The 14,541-nt window shown below is 53.2% G+C and carries 16 protein-coding genes and 3 pseudogenes; 16 read left to right on the forward strand and 3 right to left on the reverse strand.

From position 1 onward, the window contains the following. From JCM15764_RS29055 to JCM15764_RS20795, 13 genes are all read left to right on the forward strand, one after another. Positions 1-728: efflux RND transporter permease subunit (locus tag JCM15764_RS29055; protein WP_279384151.1), on the forward strand; the 728-nt coding region annotated here is incomplete at its 5' end. Then, positions 710-838: a hypothetical protein gene (locus JCM15764_RS29060; protein WP_279384152.1), complete on the forward strand. Its 129-nt coding sequence runs from the start codon at positions 710-712 to the stop codon at positions 836-838. The genes JCM15764_RS29055 and JCM15764_RS29060, both read left to right, overlap by 19 nt. Beyond that, positions 814-3,063, forward strand: a complete 2,250-nt coding sequence (locus JCM15764_RS20775; RefSeq protein ID WP_279384153.1) for an efflux RND transporter permease subunit — start codon at positions 814-816, stop codon at positions 3,061-3,063. The genes JCM15764_RS29060 and JCM15764_RS20775 overlap by 25 nt, the downstream gene beginning before the upstream one ends. Beyond that, positions 3,060-3,203, forward strand: a complete 144-nt coding sequence (locus JCM15764_RS29065; protein WP_243688040.1) for a hypothetical protein — start codon at positions 3,060-3,062, stop codon at positions 3,201-3,203. Before JCM15764_RS20775 ends, JCM15764_RS29065 begins: the two co-directional genes overlap by 4 nt. Before the next feature lie 499 nt (positions 3,204-3,702). Continuing rightward, positions 3,703-4,173 (forward strand): hypothetical protein, encoded by a 471-nt coding sequence (locus JCM15764_RS00015; protein ID WP_054691494.1) that lies wholly within the window; start codon positions 3,703-3,705, stop codon positions 4,171-4,173. A gap of 63 nt (positions 4,174-4,236) precedes the next feature. After that, the gene (locus tag JCM15764_RS00020; protein ID WP_054691496.1) at positions 4,237-4,506 is read left to right on the forward strand and encodes a hypothetical protein; all 270 of its coding nucleotides are present in this window, start codon (positions 4,237-4,239) and stop codon (positions 4,504-4,506) included. A 79-nt stretch (positions 4,507-4,585) separates the two neighbouring features. Beyond that, positions 4,586-5,410 carry a GerMN domain-containing protein gene (locus JCM15764_RS00025; RefSeq protein WP_054691499.1) on the forward strand — a complete coding sequence of 275 codons (825 nt, stop codon included), beginning with the start codon at positions 4,586-4,588 and terminating at the stop codon, positions 5,408-5,410. 15 nt (positions 5,411-5,425) lie between these two features. Continuing rightward, positions 5,426-5,650 (forward strand): hypothetical protein, encoded by a 225-nt coding sequence (locus tag JCM15764_RS00030; RefSeq protein ID WP_054691501.1) that lies wholly within the window; start codon positions 5,426-5,428, stop codon positions 5,648-5,650. After that, a complete protein-coding gene (locus tag JCM15764_RS20785) occupies positions 5,599-5,853 on the forward strand; it encodes a cytochrome c (protein WP_243688041.1) in 255 nt (84 codons plus the stop codon). Before JCM15764_RS00030 ends, JCM15764_RS20785 begins: the two co-directional genes overlap by 52 nt. Positions 5,854-5,884: 31 nt before the next feature. Next, positions 5,885-6,445 carry a hypothetical protein gene (locus tag JCM15764_RS00040; RefSeq protein ID WP_243688042.1) on the forward strand — a complete coding sequence of 187 codons (561 nt, stop codon included), beginning with the start codon at positions 5,885-5,887 and terminating at the stop codon, positions 6,443-6,445. After that, positions 6,414-6,521, forward strand: coding sequence for a YHS domain-containing protein (locus JCM15764_RS20790; RefSeq protein WP_243688043.1), 108 nt, complete (start codon positions 6,414-6,416; stop codon positions 6,519-6,521). The genes JCM15764_RS00040 and JCM15764_RS20790 overlap by 32 nt, the downstream gene beginning before the upstream one ends. Before the next feature lie 348 nt (positions 6,522-6,869). Next, the gene (locus JCM15764_RS00045; RefSeq protein WP_054691506.1) at positions 6,870-7,187 is read left to right on the forward strand and encodes a hypothetical protein; all 318 of its coding nucleotides are present in this window, start codon (positions 6,870-6,872) and stop codon (positions 7,185-7,187) included. Continuing rightward, positions 7,159-7,581, forward strand: coding sequence for a hypothetical protein (locus JCM15764_RS20795; protein WP_243688044.1), 423 nt, complete (start codon positions 7,159-7,161; stop codon positions 7,579-7,581). Before JCM15764_RS00045 ends, JCM15764_RS20795 begins: the two co-directional genes overlap by 29 nt. A 239-nt stretch (positions 7,582-7,820) precedes the next feature. Here the strand turns inward: JCM15764_RS20795 and JCM15764_RS20800 are convergent, their stop codons facing one another. From JCM15764_RS20800 to JCM15764_RS20810, 3 genes are read right to left on the reverse strand one after another with little or no spacing between them, the layout of a single operon-like run. Then, positions 7,821-8,243: a helicase C-terminal domain-containing protein gene (locus JCM15764_RS20800; RefSeq protein ID WP_243688102.1), complete on the reverse strand. Its 423-nt coding sequence runs from the start codon at positions 8,241-8,243 to the stop codon at positions 7,821-7,823. Then, positions 8,180-9,715 (reverse strand): ATP-dependent DNA helicase, encoded by a 1,536-nt coding sequence (locus JCM15764_RS20805; protein ID WP_243688045.1) that lies wholly within the window; start codon positions 9,713-9,715, stop codon positions 8,180-8,182. Before JCM15764_RS20805 ends, JCM15764_RS20800 begins: the two co-directional genes overlap by 64 nt. Beyond that, positions 9,679-10,110, reverse strand: a complete 432-nt coding sequence (locus tag JCM15764_RS20810; protein WP_243688046.1) for a hypothetical protein — start codon at positions 10,108-10,110, stop codon at positions 9,679-9,681. The genes JCM15764_RS20805 and JCM15764_RS20810 overlap by 37 nt, the downstream gene beginning before the upstream one ends. A 307-nt stretch (positions 10,111-10,417) precedes the next feature. Between JCM15764_RS20810 and nifV the strand changes: the two are divergent. From nifV to nifD, 3 pseudogenes are all read left to right on the forward strand, one after another. Beyond that, positions 10,418-11,565 (forward strand): annotated as a pseudogene (nifV, locus tag JCM15764_RS00065) (homocitrate synthase). A gap of 281 nt (positions 11,566-11,846) precedes the next feature. Further along, a pseudogene (gene nifH, locus JCM15764_RS00070) lies at positions 11,847-12,714 on the forward strand (nitrogenase iron protein). Between the two features lie 266 nt (positions 12,715-12,980). Then, positions 12,981-14,418 (forward strand): annotated as a pseudogene (gene nifD, locus JCM15764_RS00075) (nitrogenase molybdenum-iron protein alpha chain). Positions 14,419-14,541 lie beyond the last annotated feature (123 nt).

Below are 14,541 nucleotides of genomic sequence, written 5' to 3' on the forward strand. Positions count from 1 at the left end.
CGACCAGCCGAAACCCAATCCCCATCAATTCCCCCTTTCTCAAAGGGGGACTTAGAAAGGGTTTCCCCATGATAGAAAAAATTATTGAATATTCTGCCCGCAACCGGGTCATCATCCTGATGATCTTCGGCCTGATCATCGCCTGGGGGGTCTGGTCAGTCTACAAGACGCCGGTGGATGCCATCCCGGACTTGTCCGACAACCAGGTCATCGTCTTTACCGAGTATCCCGGCCGCTCTCCCCAGGTAGTGGAAGACCAGGTTACCTATCCACTGGCGGTAAACCTGCAGGGCTTGCCCCAGGTGCGCGCCGTGCGTGCCTCTTCGGCCTTCGGCTTCTCAATGATCTACGTTATCTTCGAGGACAAGGCGGACATCTACTGGGCGAGGACCCGCGTTCTCGAACGGCTGAACTATGCCGCATCGCTGCTGCCGCCGGGGGTTGTTCCCACCCTTGGTCCCGACGGCACCGGTGTCGGCCATGTCTTCTGGTACACCATCGAGGGGAAGGGCTATGACCTGGCGCAGCTGCGAACCCTGCAGGACTGGTTTGTCCGCTACCAGCTGAATACCGTTCAGGGTGTAGCCGAGGTGGCCTCCATCGGCGGCCTGGTGCGCGAATACCAGATCGACCTGGACCCCAACAAGTTATTTGCCTACGGACTGCCGGTGGGCAAGGTCATGGAGCGGTCAAGGCCTCCAACAAGGACGTGGGGGGCAAACTCATAGAGCAGGCCGATGCCGAATACCTCATCCGTGGCCGGGGCTATGTGCAGTCCAAGGCGGACCTGGAGAACATTGTCGTCGGCGCGACATGCGCGGCACTCCCATCTATGTAAAAAATCTGGGCACGGTGCAGATGGGGGGCGCCATCCGACGGGGCATGCTTGATATGAACGGCCAAGGCGAGGCGGTCGGCGGCATCGTCGTCATGCGCTACGGCGAGAATGCCAAGGATGTCATCGACCGGGTCAAGGTCAAGATCAAGGAACTGGAAAAGGGCCTGCCTCCCGGTGTGAAAATCATGGTCTCCTATGACCGTTCCGACCTGATCGCCCGGGCCATCGACACCCTCAAACACTCATTACTGGAAGAGTCAATCGTTGTTTCCCTGGTCATTCTCATCTTCCTGCTGCACTTCCAGAGCGCCCTGGTCATTGTCCTGACCCTCCCCATCGCCGTGCTCATCTCCTTCATCACCATGAAACTTATGGGGGTCACCTCCAACATCATGTCCCTGGGAGGAATCGCCATTGCCATCGGGGTCCTGGTGGATGCCGGGGTCATCATGGTGGAAAACTGCTACCGCCACCTTTCGGAGATGCCAACCGAAGAGCGGGCGGCAAAGCGGCTCGAAGTGATTATCACCAGTGCCAAACAGGTGGGGCGTGCCATTTTCTTTTCCCTTGCCATCATCATCCTTTCCTTTGTGCCGGTCTTCCTCCTGGAAGGGCAGGAAGGAAAGATGTTCCACCCCCTGGCCTTCACCAAGACCTTCTCCATGATGGGCTCCGCCTTCATCGCCATCACCCTGGTGCCGGTGCTGATGTATTTCTTCATGCGGGGCAAGATGCCGCCTGAAAGCAGCAATCCCGTTTCCACTTTCTTTATCAGGCTCTATTCGCCGGTCATTCGCTGGGTTCTGGTGTGGAAAAAGACCACCATTGCCTTAAACGTCGTGGCCCTGCTGATTGCCATACCCATGTTCATGAATCTCGGCTCCGAATTCATGCCCCCCCTTGATGAGGGATCGCTCCTCTACATGCCGGTCACCCTGCCCAACGTCTCCATCACCGAGGCGAAGCGCCTGATCCTGGTGCAGGACACCATCATAAAAAGCGTCCCCGAGGTGGAGCATGTGCTGGGCAAGGTAGGGCGTGCCGAGACCTCCACCGACCCGGCGCCGGTCTCCATGTTTGAAAGCATCATCATCCTCAAACCCAAAGAGCAGTGGCGGCCGGGGGTAAGAAAGGCCGACATCGTGGCCGAACTGGATGCCAAACTGCAGATTCCCGGCGTGCGCAATGGCTGGACCCAGCCGATCATCAACCGCATCAACATGCTCTCCACCGGGGTGCGGACCGACCTGGGGGTGAAGATCTTCGGCAATGATCTGAATGTGCTCAAGGATCTGGCGGTGCAGGCCGAGGCGATTCTCAAGCCGATCAACGGTGCAGCCGATGTGGTGGCGGAACGGGTTACCGGCGGCAATTACATCGACATCGACATCGACCGTGAGGCAGCCGCCCGCTACGGGGTCAATGTCGGGGATATTCAGGATGTCATCGAAACATCCCTTGGCGGCGAAATGCTCTCAACCACCGTGGAAGGGCGCAACCGCTTCCCGATCCGCATCCGCTACCTGCGCGACTACCGGGACAGCATCCCCGCCATCCGCCGTATCCTGGTTTCAGGTATGGAAGGCGCCCAGGTGCCGCTGTCCCTGGTTACGAAGCTCAAGATCTCCACCGGAGCCCCTGAGATCAACAGCGAAGGGGGGCTATTACGTTCGCTGGTCTTTCTTAACGTCCGTGGCCGCGACATGGGGGGCTTCGTCACTGAGGCCAAGGAAGTGCTGGAAAAGCAGCTGAAGCTGCCTCCCGGATATTACGTGGCCTGGTCCGGCCAGTGGGAAAACCAGATTCGAGCCAAGGCACGCCTGCAGATGTTGGTGCCGGCCGGAATCCTGATTATCTTCATCCTCCTCTACTTCACCTTCCATTCGGCCCTGGAGGCGAGCATGGTCATGCTTTCGGTTCCCTTCGCCCTGATAGGGGGAGTCTATCTGGTATCGGCGTTGGGATATAACATGTCGGTGGCGGTCTGGGTCGGCTTCATCGCCCTTTACGGCATTGCCGTGGAGACCGGGGTGGTAATGGTCATTTACCTCCATGAGGCCTTGGACAAGAAGCTGATCAATGGCCCCTGCACCGAGCAGGATATCTATGATGCAACCTTCGAGGGGGCGGTTCTGCGACTGCGGCCAAAGCTGATGACCGTTGCCGTCGCCCTCCTGGGTTTGGTGCCAATCATGTGGTCATCGGGTACCGGCGCGACGTCATGAAACCGATTGCTGCGCCGATGATCGGCGGGATGATTTCGTCGGCGATCCATGTTCTGATCATGACGCCGGTTATCTTTGTCCTGATGAAGAAGCATGACCTGAAAAAAGGGAAACTCAAATATTCCGGCATGAAACACTAACAGGCCGTTGAAAAACTATTGCGGGGCCGGTCTGCTGTGTTGCCGCTCACTCGGAAACTCAACGTACATCACGGTACGTTTCGCTCCCTCCTTCACTTGAGCCTTGCATCCCGACCGACCCATCACGTTTTTCAACAACCTGCTAATAAAGGGAGGGAATTCCAGATGAAGAAGAAATTATCGTTTGTTTTGCTATTAGCGGGCCTATGGATGCTACAAGCCTGCGCTGTATTTGATGGTACTACCGGCAGCTCTGATCGGAGTTATTACGGCAATGGAAATTACGGCAATGGGAGTTATGGTAGAGGTGGTCATTCTGGCCATTGAAACGCAATGATTATATAGTAGAATATCCTTCGCAAGTGTTGAATATTCTCTATGGCTATCGGCTTGTTTAAGTCTTAAACGGTGAAATATCGGGAACTTATCTGCTGGCATGACAAATGCTCTACTTGGAACATCTTTACAAAATACTCTCAGTTAAAGGAGAAACCGTAACATGAAGAAAATGAATGTACTGATCGCAGCGCTTTTTGCTTTAGCAGCTCCCATTGCATCCTTTGCTGCCATGAATCATGGAGGTGGTCATGATATGGGACATGGTGGACGTCAGGGCGATGTTGCCCATGAAGAGGTGGTAGATGGTGTCAAGGCGACCTTTAAGGTCATGAGCATGAAAGAGCACATGAAAGCCATGAAGATGGAAATGCCGAAAGAGATGAAAGAGACTCATCATATTGCTGTCGAGTTCAAAGACGCCAAAACCGGCAAAGCCTTGACTGAGGGTGATGTTAAAGTCAAGGTTCAGGGCCCCGATAAAGCAGAGCAGACAAAGGATTTAATGGGAATGCAAGGACACTTTGGCGCCGACTTCGAATTAGCCAAAAAAGGGAAGTACGGTATAATGTCTAAATTCAAGTTGAAGGACGGAAAGGTTCGCAGCTCCAAGTTTTGGTATACCGTGAAGTAGGGCTTCCAATGTTGTGTTTTACGGAGAGTTGCCTCTCCGATTTTCCTGAAGGAGGACATGTTTATGAAAAAATGGGCTGTAATCGTGATGGCAGTTGGGATGTTCGGTGCGATGCCGGTTTTGGCTGCCGAGCATGGCACCATGAAGATGGACACAAAAGAGGGAGTAAGGCAGTGCGCCCTTCAGGCCGAGTCCATCCAGCAGAAGATTAAACGACTCCAGAGTGAAGTTAAAAAAGGCAACAAGAGCTATAGCGCCGAAGAGCTGAAGAATCTGGAAGACAAGCTGAAAGAGGCGAACAAACTTCTCGAAGACATAACCAAAGGGAATTAACCCACACAGCAAGAGTTGTAAAAACGGAGGGGGTGGTTTGCCATATAAACCACCCCCCCATTATTTCTGGGTTTCATTAATGAAAATCACTCATGCCATAGTTATTCTGATTTTAACACTGTCTGCGAACGCGGGTTGCAAACAGCAAGAAAACCCATCCGAGCCAGGAAAAGTCACTACCACATCTGCCTACGAAAAAGCTTTCGGCCCTGCTCCCCCAGTGGACAAAGGAACTGCGTTCGCGTTTGTCATCTATTTCCCCTTGGCCAAAGAACCATCAAAGGTCGTACCGTTTCCTTTCTTCACCTTCGATGAAGCAAGCATGAAAAAGGTTGCCATAGAGCGGCTCTTGAGCGGCATGGATACAGGCAGCTACCAGGGCGAGTTTATGACCTTGCCGCCGGGAACTCGAATCGTTTCCATAACCGATGATAAGGGTGCCGTAACGGTAACTCTCAGTAAGGTTCCTGAAAGCCTTCCTCCTGCTATTGCTCTGACTCTTCAGCAATTCAAGGGAGTTTCCACTGTCCATATTCTGGAGGAAGGAAGCCAAAGTCCTCTCAAGGTGGTAGCAGACGAAACTGCAATTAAGCCACCAGGTCCACCCAGACTTCTCAGTGTGGCGGCCATCAGGGATAAAGGAGCAAAAGAGATCGAAGAAGTCGATGCCTATTTCGACCGCCCTGTGGAGGTTCAAGAGCTGAAGCTGATGTCCAGGGATGGCGAACAACTACCCGGTGATCTCTACCACTCGGTATTCGACATGGCCGGCGTCCTTAAACCCAAGGATCAGGCGCAGTTGAAGGAGCGGATGCCGATCCACGTGCGCTGGAAGGTAGTGGACAAGCTGGGCAGGCAGGCGCAAGGGGATAATGTCTGGCAGCTGGAAGTGAAGGAACATTGAAAAAATGGAGAGTATATGAGAAGCACCATCAGTCTTATCTGCATTATTTCTGCGTTAGCCGCTAACGGAGCCACTTTTGCTTACGGTACCGAACAGCATGGCAAGTCGGCGAAGAATACCCACCAGATGAAGAAGCTGCATGCAATTATGCCGATGCTTTCCACTGCTTCAGCCGACTGGAAAAAGCCTTGGATGAAGGCGACACATCTGCCGCTGAGGCAGCAACACGGCAAATTCTAGCAACGATTCCGGATCTGAAAAAATCCACCCCGCACAGGAATATCAAACAGAAGAAACAGTATGTTGGGCTGGCAGGAGATCTTGAACAGGCTGTAAGCTCGACGCTTGATCTGGCAAAAAAGAGAGATAAAGCCGGTGCAAAAGCAGCCTTCAGGAAGGCAGAGGAAGCATGTGCGGCATGCCATGAGAAATTTCGTGATTGATAGGTAGAATATGGATGAAAGGAGCCAGGTTATGGCAAACGAAACCACTTTAGGCGAAAAGATTACGAGCCGCCTCCAACAGCATAAGCGTGACCTTGCCCAACAACAACAGCAGTTGGATAGCAGAATGAAAGACCTGCTTGAAGAGCGTGAGCAGCTGGCTTCGGTTGGCAAGGTATGGATTGAAAAGGTAATTCTTCCACGCCTGAAGGAACTGGAAAAATACTTCGACAACGGTAAAGTGGAAATCCTGAACCTTGATTCGAATCTGAGCTGTGCCTGTGAATTTGCCCATACAACGAGATTTCCTGCCACTGTCAGGCTTAATATCTCCTTGTTGCCTGGTAACGGATACCTGACGGCGCGCTATGACCTGACTATTCTTCCTGTACTGATGGAGTACACACTCACTGTGGAAGAAAAATTTTCCATTGAAGGCGACGAAGAAGCACTGGCCATCTGTAGAAGACCGTATAGTAGATTTCATCGATACATATCTGCGCCTGGAAACGCATCCGCTCTACCAGAAAGACAATACGGTGGTCGATATTGTCTGTGGAATGCGCATCCCTTCAATCTCGGCAACCAGTAAAGTAGAACGTGATGGCAGAGTATTTTATTTTTGTTCTGAGCACTGCAGGGATGCCTTTATCAAACAGAATAACTAACTACGGTTTTAAAGATTCATGTAATTGATTTATGGCATCAATCGTAATACCACACTCTCTATTTGCCTCCAGACTATTATTCAGCTCTTTCCTCATTCAGATTTCAATTAACCTGCCCACCATTATCGTTCAGTTCATCTGCCTCAAATAGAGAATATCCTCCAATCGCAGATAATAAATGGAGATTATTCTGTAAATTTAATCACCATTATCATTTTCTAGTTCTACAATCAAACCTCATTACAGGTAGTTACATCCTTTTTACTCTTTGGCACGCATGTTGATATTGAATAGTTAACAAGTACAGGCTTACACCTGACATATTTCGACTCTAAAGGAGAGAGAAAAATGAAAAGGAAAATTATTATAGGAATCGCTTTGGCAATGGGGATGGTGTCGGCGGCAGCAATGCCGGCTTCTGCTGCAGGTTCATGCCGGGAAGAAGGAAAATGTGCCGACAAACAGATACTTCAGCAGTTTACTCGGGAAACGTCTGGTTTGGTCAGTGCTTTAAAAGCGAAGGATCTGGAGCTGAGAGAGCAATATGCTTTCGATCGTATCGATGCAAGTAAAGTAGGCGAACTTGAGGCGGAGCTTGATGAGCTTAAAGGCCAAATCAACACTGTAGGAGAGAAATTTGGAATCCCTCTCTGTTGCCGGAGTTGATGTATTCCCGCACAAGTGCCATCACCCAGCAAAAGCTGTACGAGAGGAGAGCGGCAATGAAAAAGAAAATGGTTCTCATGATGATGTTGGGATTGAGTATGCTTTCAGTCGGAATCGCATCTGCATCAGGGCTCGATGCCGCAGGTCAGAAAGCTTGCGCCGAGAACCCGGCTTATGGGCAATTTATGGAAGAGACTGCGCCTTGAGAAATGCTTTGAAGGCAAAGGATGCCGAACTGAGGGAGCAGGAGGGCTATGCAGGCATCGAGCGTGGCTATGAAGGTATGGATTTGGAGAAGGTCGATAAACTTCAGACAGAACGTAAAGCGCTTGAAGCCAGAATAAATCTGGCAGCGCAAAAACATGGGATAAAACCAACTGGCGGAAAAGAATAAATGGGGCAGGATAATTCGATACCAGCTGGAGAACCCTGTTACCAGCGGTGCTAAGCGGTTAAGGCAGGTTCTATAAGATTCCAAAGGTGTTATTGGGCGTACCCTTGGATCCCTCCTTCTTCGGGGTACGCCATTTTTTAAAATCATAGGAAGTCGCGCCAGTGGCGGCGCCAGCGGCTGCTTGATGCAACTTCACAAAAAACGTCTATGGGAATTTCCAAGATCCAGGGCTTTTTTACTTAAGGTTGGCACAGACCATCAGCGGCAAGACCTTCATCCGCATCTCCACTGCGCCAGAACTCGTCCACTTCCCCGAGAATACTATAGGAAACCAGTTCCCTTGCATCCGACCGGAACCAGTCGGCGGGCATGGAGCGGCTGTAACCAGGTTCCGTGAACCTGCTGTCCATGAGGACAATCAAACCGCGATCGGTCTCCGAGCGGATGACTCTGCCGGCTGCCTGGACGGCTTTGGCCATGGCGGGAACGATATAGGCATAGTCGAAGCCGGCGCCGTATCGCCGCTGATAATAGCGCCTCATCTCCTCCCTTTCCAGATCGAAGCTCGGCAGGGGCGGTCCGACAATGAAGGCGCCTATCAATGTATCCCCGGCATAGTCCATCCCTTCGGCCAGGGAACCCCCCTGAACGGCAAAAACGATATTTGCCCCATCGGTCTCCTGGAGCTGCTCATGATCGTTTTCACTTGACTGGTCTTGATGTTCCGCTCCTGCAGGATGAGGGAGAAACCGGCAGGAGGTTGAAAAAACGCTGCCAACCGTTCGAGAAAATCAAAGCTGGGAAAGAAGACGAAATAATTGCCGCGGCGCAGGGAGGTAATGCGCACCACCGCTTCGGCGATCCTCGCATAATTCCGCTCCCTTTGGCTATAGCGGGTTGAAACCTGCGGGATCAGCATCAGCTTTCGCCGATGCGTGGGGAAGGGGGAGGTAAACTCCGCCGTCAGGGTCTTCTCCAGGTCCAGTCCGGAAAGGGTTTTATAGTAGTCGAATGGTTTGAGCGTGGCGGAAAAGGCCACCACTTGCTGATAATTGTCATAGCAGTCCCTGATCATGGCTGAGGCATCGCAGCACGTTATTTTGACCGTGCCGGCCGGATGCCAGGTGGTGAAAAATTCTTCCCGGTCAGGGTCTGCCGCATATTCAAGGGCGCTGGTGAATTCCGACCAGTAAAAACTAAGACGGAGAATGACGTCCTGGGGCTGTATTTCCACCATGGACTCCAGGTAGCGGGTAAGAAGGGTGCGCAGTCGAATGTCCTGCTCAAGAAATGCGTCTACAGGGGGCTCGATAACAGCAGGTTTTTTGCCATGGCCGCAGGAGGCAACGGTACTGAGGCAGCCATCGAGAATGTTTTCAGCTTCCCTGCGAAAACGGTGTGCAATAGATTTTATTTCGTTACGCATTTTCTCCAATACCACCGAGGAGAGCGCCGGCGAATAGCATTCCATCGCCCTTGAAGGAAGGTTGTGTGCCTCGTCGATGACCAGATTCGCCTTGCCTGTCTGGTCGATACCTGTGTTGGTCATGCCGGAGAGGGCCGATCGGGGGGCAAAGACGTAATTGTAGTCGCAGATCACCACATCGGCCCCTTCCATACCCTCAAGCTGCAATTCGAATGGACAGACCTGGTATTTCTCCCCCAGTTCCCGAAAACTACGCGCCGTCAGCTTTCTTTTACGGGCAAGAAGGTCACGAATGCCGTATTCACACACCTTGGTGTAGTAATCTCGTGCATATTCGCAGAATTCAGGGTTGCACAACGGTTCATTCTTGAAGCAGATCTTTCCCTTGGCGGTGATGGAGAGGGATTTGAGGTGGGAACCTGCATCATGGAAACGGCGGATGGCATCTTCGGCAACGGAATGCTGGCTGTTTTTCGGTGTGACGTAGACGACCTGCTGCCCCCTGCCCAAGGCCTCTCTCAGTACCGGATAGAGCACGCCGACCGTTTTCCCCAGCCCGGTGGGAGCCTGGATCAGCATCGGTTTCCCTTCGTTCATCCCCTGGTCGATGGTCTCCATGAGTTCAATCTGGCCGGGGCGCGGATCAGGGAAGGGAAAGACAAAGCCTGCGGCTATCTTTCGCCGCCGGGCTGCCCGTTTTTCAGCCAACCGTGCTTCCCTGACCAGTTCGTCAAGTCTTTCCTCCAGCCACTGTTCATAGAGAGCAATATCCAGTTGCAGCGGCAGATCAAGTGAGTCGGCGCTGCGGGAAGAGACCAGATGAAAGGATAACTCAGGGGTAACCCCTTGTCTGAGCCGGTAAAAATAGCCGTAACTGAACAGCTGCAGGCAGTAGGGATGGTCCAGCGGCTGATTGTCAAGCGCCGGGCCAGTTCCGACAGGTTGAAAGTGGACTTTATTTCCTCAATTTTAGGCGGCTCGGTATCAAACAGGCCGTCCATGCGTCCATCAACCCGGAAGCAAAACTCTTCCTTCTGGAACTCTGCGCCGATGGCCACTTCAGAGCGGTAGGACCCGTCGCTCTTCGCCCGCTTCTTTTGCACCTTGAGATGAATTTCCTGGCCCTCGGCGGCTGCGCGGCCGTATCCCGAGAGGGCTCGATGCTTCCTTTCCTGGGCACAGGTACGGCGAATTCCCTCAGGGGGATGTTGATTAATTTTTGAGCTGCAACCATGGCAAGAGTGTAGAGTATTTTACCGCAGAGATAAAGACCGTAGTGGGTTCTTCGGAAATTGAAAGGCCGTGGCACATGTTGTGCTTGTATAGGTGCAACAGAAGATTTCCAGCGGCAATGGCGCCCGGAGGGAAGTAATGACCCCTCCGGGCGTTTTTGTCTTAAAAGGGGGCGCCATGGAAGGAACCAGCAGCAGTATCGTTATCGACGACACCACCCTTCGTGACGGCGAGCAGACGGCAGGTGTGGTATTCAGCAAAAAGGAAAAGATCGCCATCGCCACCATGCTCGACGCCATGGGCATCCAGGAGCTGGAATGCGGCATACCGGCCATGGGTAAGGATGAACAGGCATCCATTCGTGCCCTGGTGGACCTTGGGCTCAATGCCCGACTTATCACCTGGAACCGCGCCGTCAGGGAGGATGTCGAGGCAAGCATAGCCTGTGGTGTCAAGGCGGTGGATATCTCCCTCTCCGTCTCGGATATCATGATTGCCCATAAATTGGGCAAAAATAGAGAATGGGTAAAGGACCAGTTGAAACGGACCCTGGAATTCTGCAAGAAAAAAGGGCTATATGTCTCGGTCGGTGGCGAAGACTCAAGCCGTGCGGAGATTCCTTTTCTCCTGGAGCTGATGTCCATTGCCCTGGAATTTGGCGCCGACCGCTTTCGTTACTGCGACACCCTCGGTATTCTCGATCCATTTACCATGTTTGACAATATAGCCGCCCTACGCCGGGGAGTGCCCGAACTGGACCTGGAGGTACACACCCACAACGATCTGGCATGGCCACGGCCAATGCCATTGCCGGTATCAGGGCGGGTGCACGCTTTGTCAACACCACCGTCAATGGCCTGGGTGAGCGTGCCGGCAATGCAGCCCTCGAAGAGGTGGTCATGGCCCTGAAACTGGCATGGGGCATTGAGCTCGGAATCGAGACCAAGCAGTTTCATCAGGTCTCGAAGCTGGTAGGGTGCGCTTCCAAGCGGCCCGTCCCCCCCTGGAAGGCAGTGGTGGGGGAGCGGGTATTCTCCCACGAGTCGGGACTCCATACTGATGGGGTTATCAAGGATCCTGCAAACTATGAAGGGTTCAATCCGGAAGAGGTGGGGCTCAGGCGGCACCTTGTGGTTGGCAAACACTCCGGCGCCAGTGGGCTCATGGAGAGGTACCGCTCCATGGGGATCGACATGTCGCGGGAGGAAGCCAAGGTGCTCCTTTGCCGGGTCAGATCCACCGCACAACGGAACAAGCAGGCATTGACCGATAAAGATCTCTCCCGGCTGTACCTGGATAACAAGGCAGATAACTGGGCCGCTTGATGATGATTCAGCGGTGATCAAAAAAGCGGCAATTGTCTTTATTTTTTTAAAGTGTTGGAGGAGAGAAATAGAGCAAACATGATGAAAAGTAATGGTTTGAGAACTTGGCACAAGCAATGCAAATAAAAAGGTAAGCACATAATCACATAAGAGAATACGCTGCAGTATTCATGCGAGTCACCGGCAAAGGCGCCACCATTAAAGAAAAATGGGGCGCCTTTTTTTAGTTGCCCCGACAAATCCCAAAGGGTCCACGGATGAGTGGACGAAAGGAGCAGAACATGAGACAGATCGCGATTTACGGTAAAGGTGGCATCGGCAAATCAACTACAACACAAAACACGGTAGCAGGTCTTGCATCCCTCGGCAAAAAGGTCATGATCGTCGGCTGCGACCCTAAGGCTGATTCCACCAGGCTGATCCTCCACGCCAAGGCCCAGGCCACGGTCATGGACAAGGTCCGGGAACTGGGTACTGTCGAGGACCTGGAACTGGACGATATTCTGAAGGTTGGCTACGGAGATGTAAAGTGCGTCGAGTCGGGTGGCCCGGAGCCGGGTGTCGGCTGTGCCGGCCGTGGGGTTATAACTGCCATCAACTTCCTGGAAGAAAACGGCGCCTATACCCCCGACCTGGATTTTGTTTTCTATGACGTCCTCGGTGACGTTGTTTGCGGCGGGTTTGCCATGCCGATCAGGGAGAACAAAGCCGAAGAGATCTACATCGTCTGCTCCGGCGAGATGATGGCCATGTATGCCGCCAACAACATTGCCAAGGGTATTCTCAAATACGCCTCATCCGGTAAGGTTCGTCTGGCCGGTCTGATCTGCAATGCCCGGAAAACCGACAAGGAATACGAGCTGGTCGATGCCCTGGCAAAAAAACTCAGCACCCAGATGATCCACTTCGTTCCCCGCGACAATCAGGTTCAAAGCTGAGATGCGCCGGATGACGGTCATCGAATATTCCCCGGAACATCCCCAGGCCAATGAGTATCGCACCCTGGCCCAGAAAATCCTTGATAACAAGATGCTGGTGGTGCCGACCCCGCTGGAGATGGAAGAGCTGGAAGACCTGCTCATGGAGTACGGTATCATGGAGGCGGAGGATGAGAGTGTCGTCGGCGTAGCCGAGGCCGCTGCTCAGTAGGTGACGAACGCTTTTGGGCCATTTCGGCGTTGCTTCGTCATCGCTTGTGCGACGTGGCTGGGCCACGTCTCCGCGCTCTTCCTCGGCGCCGCCGAACTGACTCCAAAATCGTTCGCCAGTTGGTTTAAAAAATGAACCGCAACGCCGCGATGGACTTTTTGCGGAGCCGTACAATGAGGCTCCACCCCCCTGCTCACTGTGTTCGCTTCCCCCCTATGAAATAGGGGGGATAGAGGGGGTCTACAACGAAACAGAGGGGATTTCTTATGTCAGATGCGATAACGAAAATAGAAGGCATCACCAAAGAATCAACCAAGAGATGATCGACAAGGCTCTTGAGGCATATCCAGAGAAAGCGAAGAAAAAACGGGCTCCCCATTTGGCTCCCAATGCCGGTGAAGGCGCCTGCGTCAAATCCAACCGCAAAACGGTTCCCGGAATCATGAGCGCCCGGGGCTGTGCTTATGCTGGGGCCAAGGGGGTTGTCTGGGGACCGATCCGCGATATGGTCCACGTCTCCCATGGCCCGGTGGGCTGCGGCTGGTACTCGTGGGGAACCCGGCGTAACCTCATGACCGGCATCAACGGGGTCAACCAGTTCGCCATGCAGTTCACCTCCGATTTTCAGGAAAAGGATATCGTCTATGGGGGGACAAAAAACTGAAGCAGCTGCTGGTGGAGGCGAAGGAACTTTTCCCGCTGGCCAAGGGCATCTCCGTCCTTTCCGAATGCCCCGTTGGCCTCATCGGCGACGACATCAACGCCGTGGCAAAGCAGTCGGCCAAGGACCTGGACATCCCGATCATCCCCTGCAACTGCGAAGGGTTCCGTGGCGTTTCCCAATCCCTGGGGCACCATATCAGTAACGACACCATTCGCGACCACATCATCGGCACCCGTGAGTTTGCCGAGCCTGAAACTCCTTACGACATTGCCCTTATCGGCGATTACAACATCGGCGGCGATGTCTGGTCGGTCAAACCGCTGCTGGAAGAAATCGGCCTCAACGTCAAGTCGGTCTGGACCGGCGACGGGGAGCTGGAGAAGATCGCCGCCACCCATAGGGTGAAGTTGAACCTGATCCACTGCTACCGCTCCATGAATTACATGTGCCGGGTCATGGAAGAGAAATACGGCATTCCCTGGCTGGAGTTCAACTTCTTCGGCCCGACCAAGATCAGGGAGAGCCTGCGCAAGATTGCCGACTTTTTTGACGACACCATCAAGGAGAAGGTTGAAGCGGCCATTGCCAAGTATGACCCGCTGATGCAGGCGGTTATTGACGAATACCGGCCTCGCCTGGAAGGAAAGAAGGTGATGCTCTATGTGGGCGGCCTCCGTCCCCGGCACACGGTCAACGCCTATGCCGATCTGGGGATGACCGTGGTGGGAAGCGGTTACGAATTTGCCCACGGCGACGACTATGAGCGAACATCTCCGGAAATGCCCGAAGCGACGGTCATTTACGATGACGCCTCCGAACACGAACTGGAGGAGTTCGTTCACAAGCTCCGTCCCGACCTTGTGGGAAGCGGCATCAAGGAAAAGTACCTGTTCCAGAAGATGGGCATCCCGTTCCGCCAGATGCACAGCTGGGATTACTCCGGTCCGTATCATGCCTATAACGGGTTCCCGATCTTTGCCAGGGATGTGGATATGGCGATCAATTCGCCGACCTGGCAATTTGTGAAAAGCCCATTCTGATGTAATGTAGGGGCGATCCTTGTGATCGCCCAACTTGTGATCGCCCAACTTGTGATCGCCCGGCTAAAGGGTGAATACAAGATTCACCCCTACAATAAACAACAATCTACCGTGGGATGGATG

It is taken from the genome of Geotalea toluenoxydans JCM 15764 (assembly GCF_001311985.1).
Taxonomy (GTDB): domain Bacteria; phylum Desulfobacterota; class Desulfuromonadia; order Geobacterales; family Geobacteraceae; genus Geotalea; species Geotalea toluenoxydans.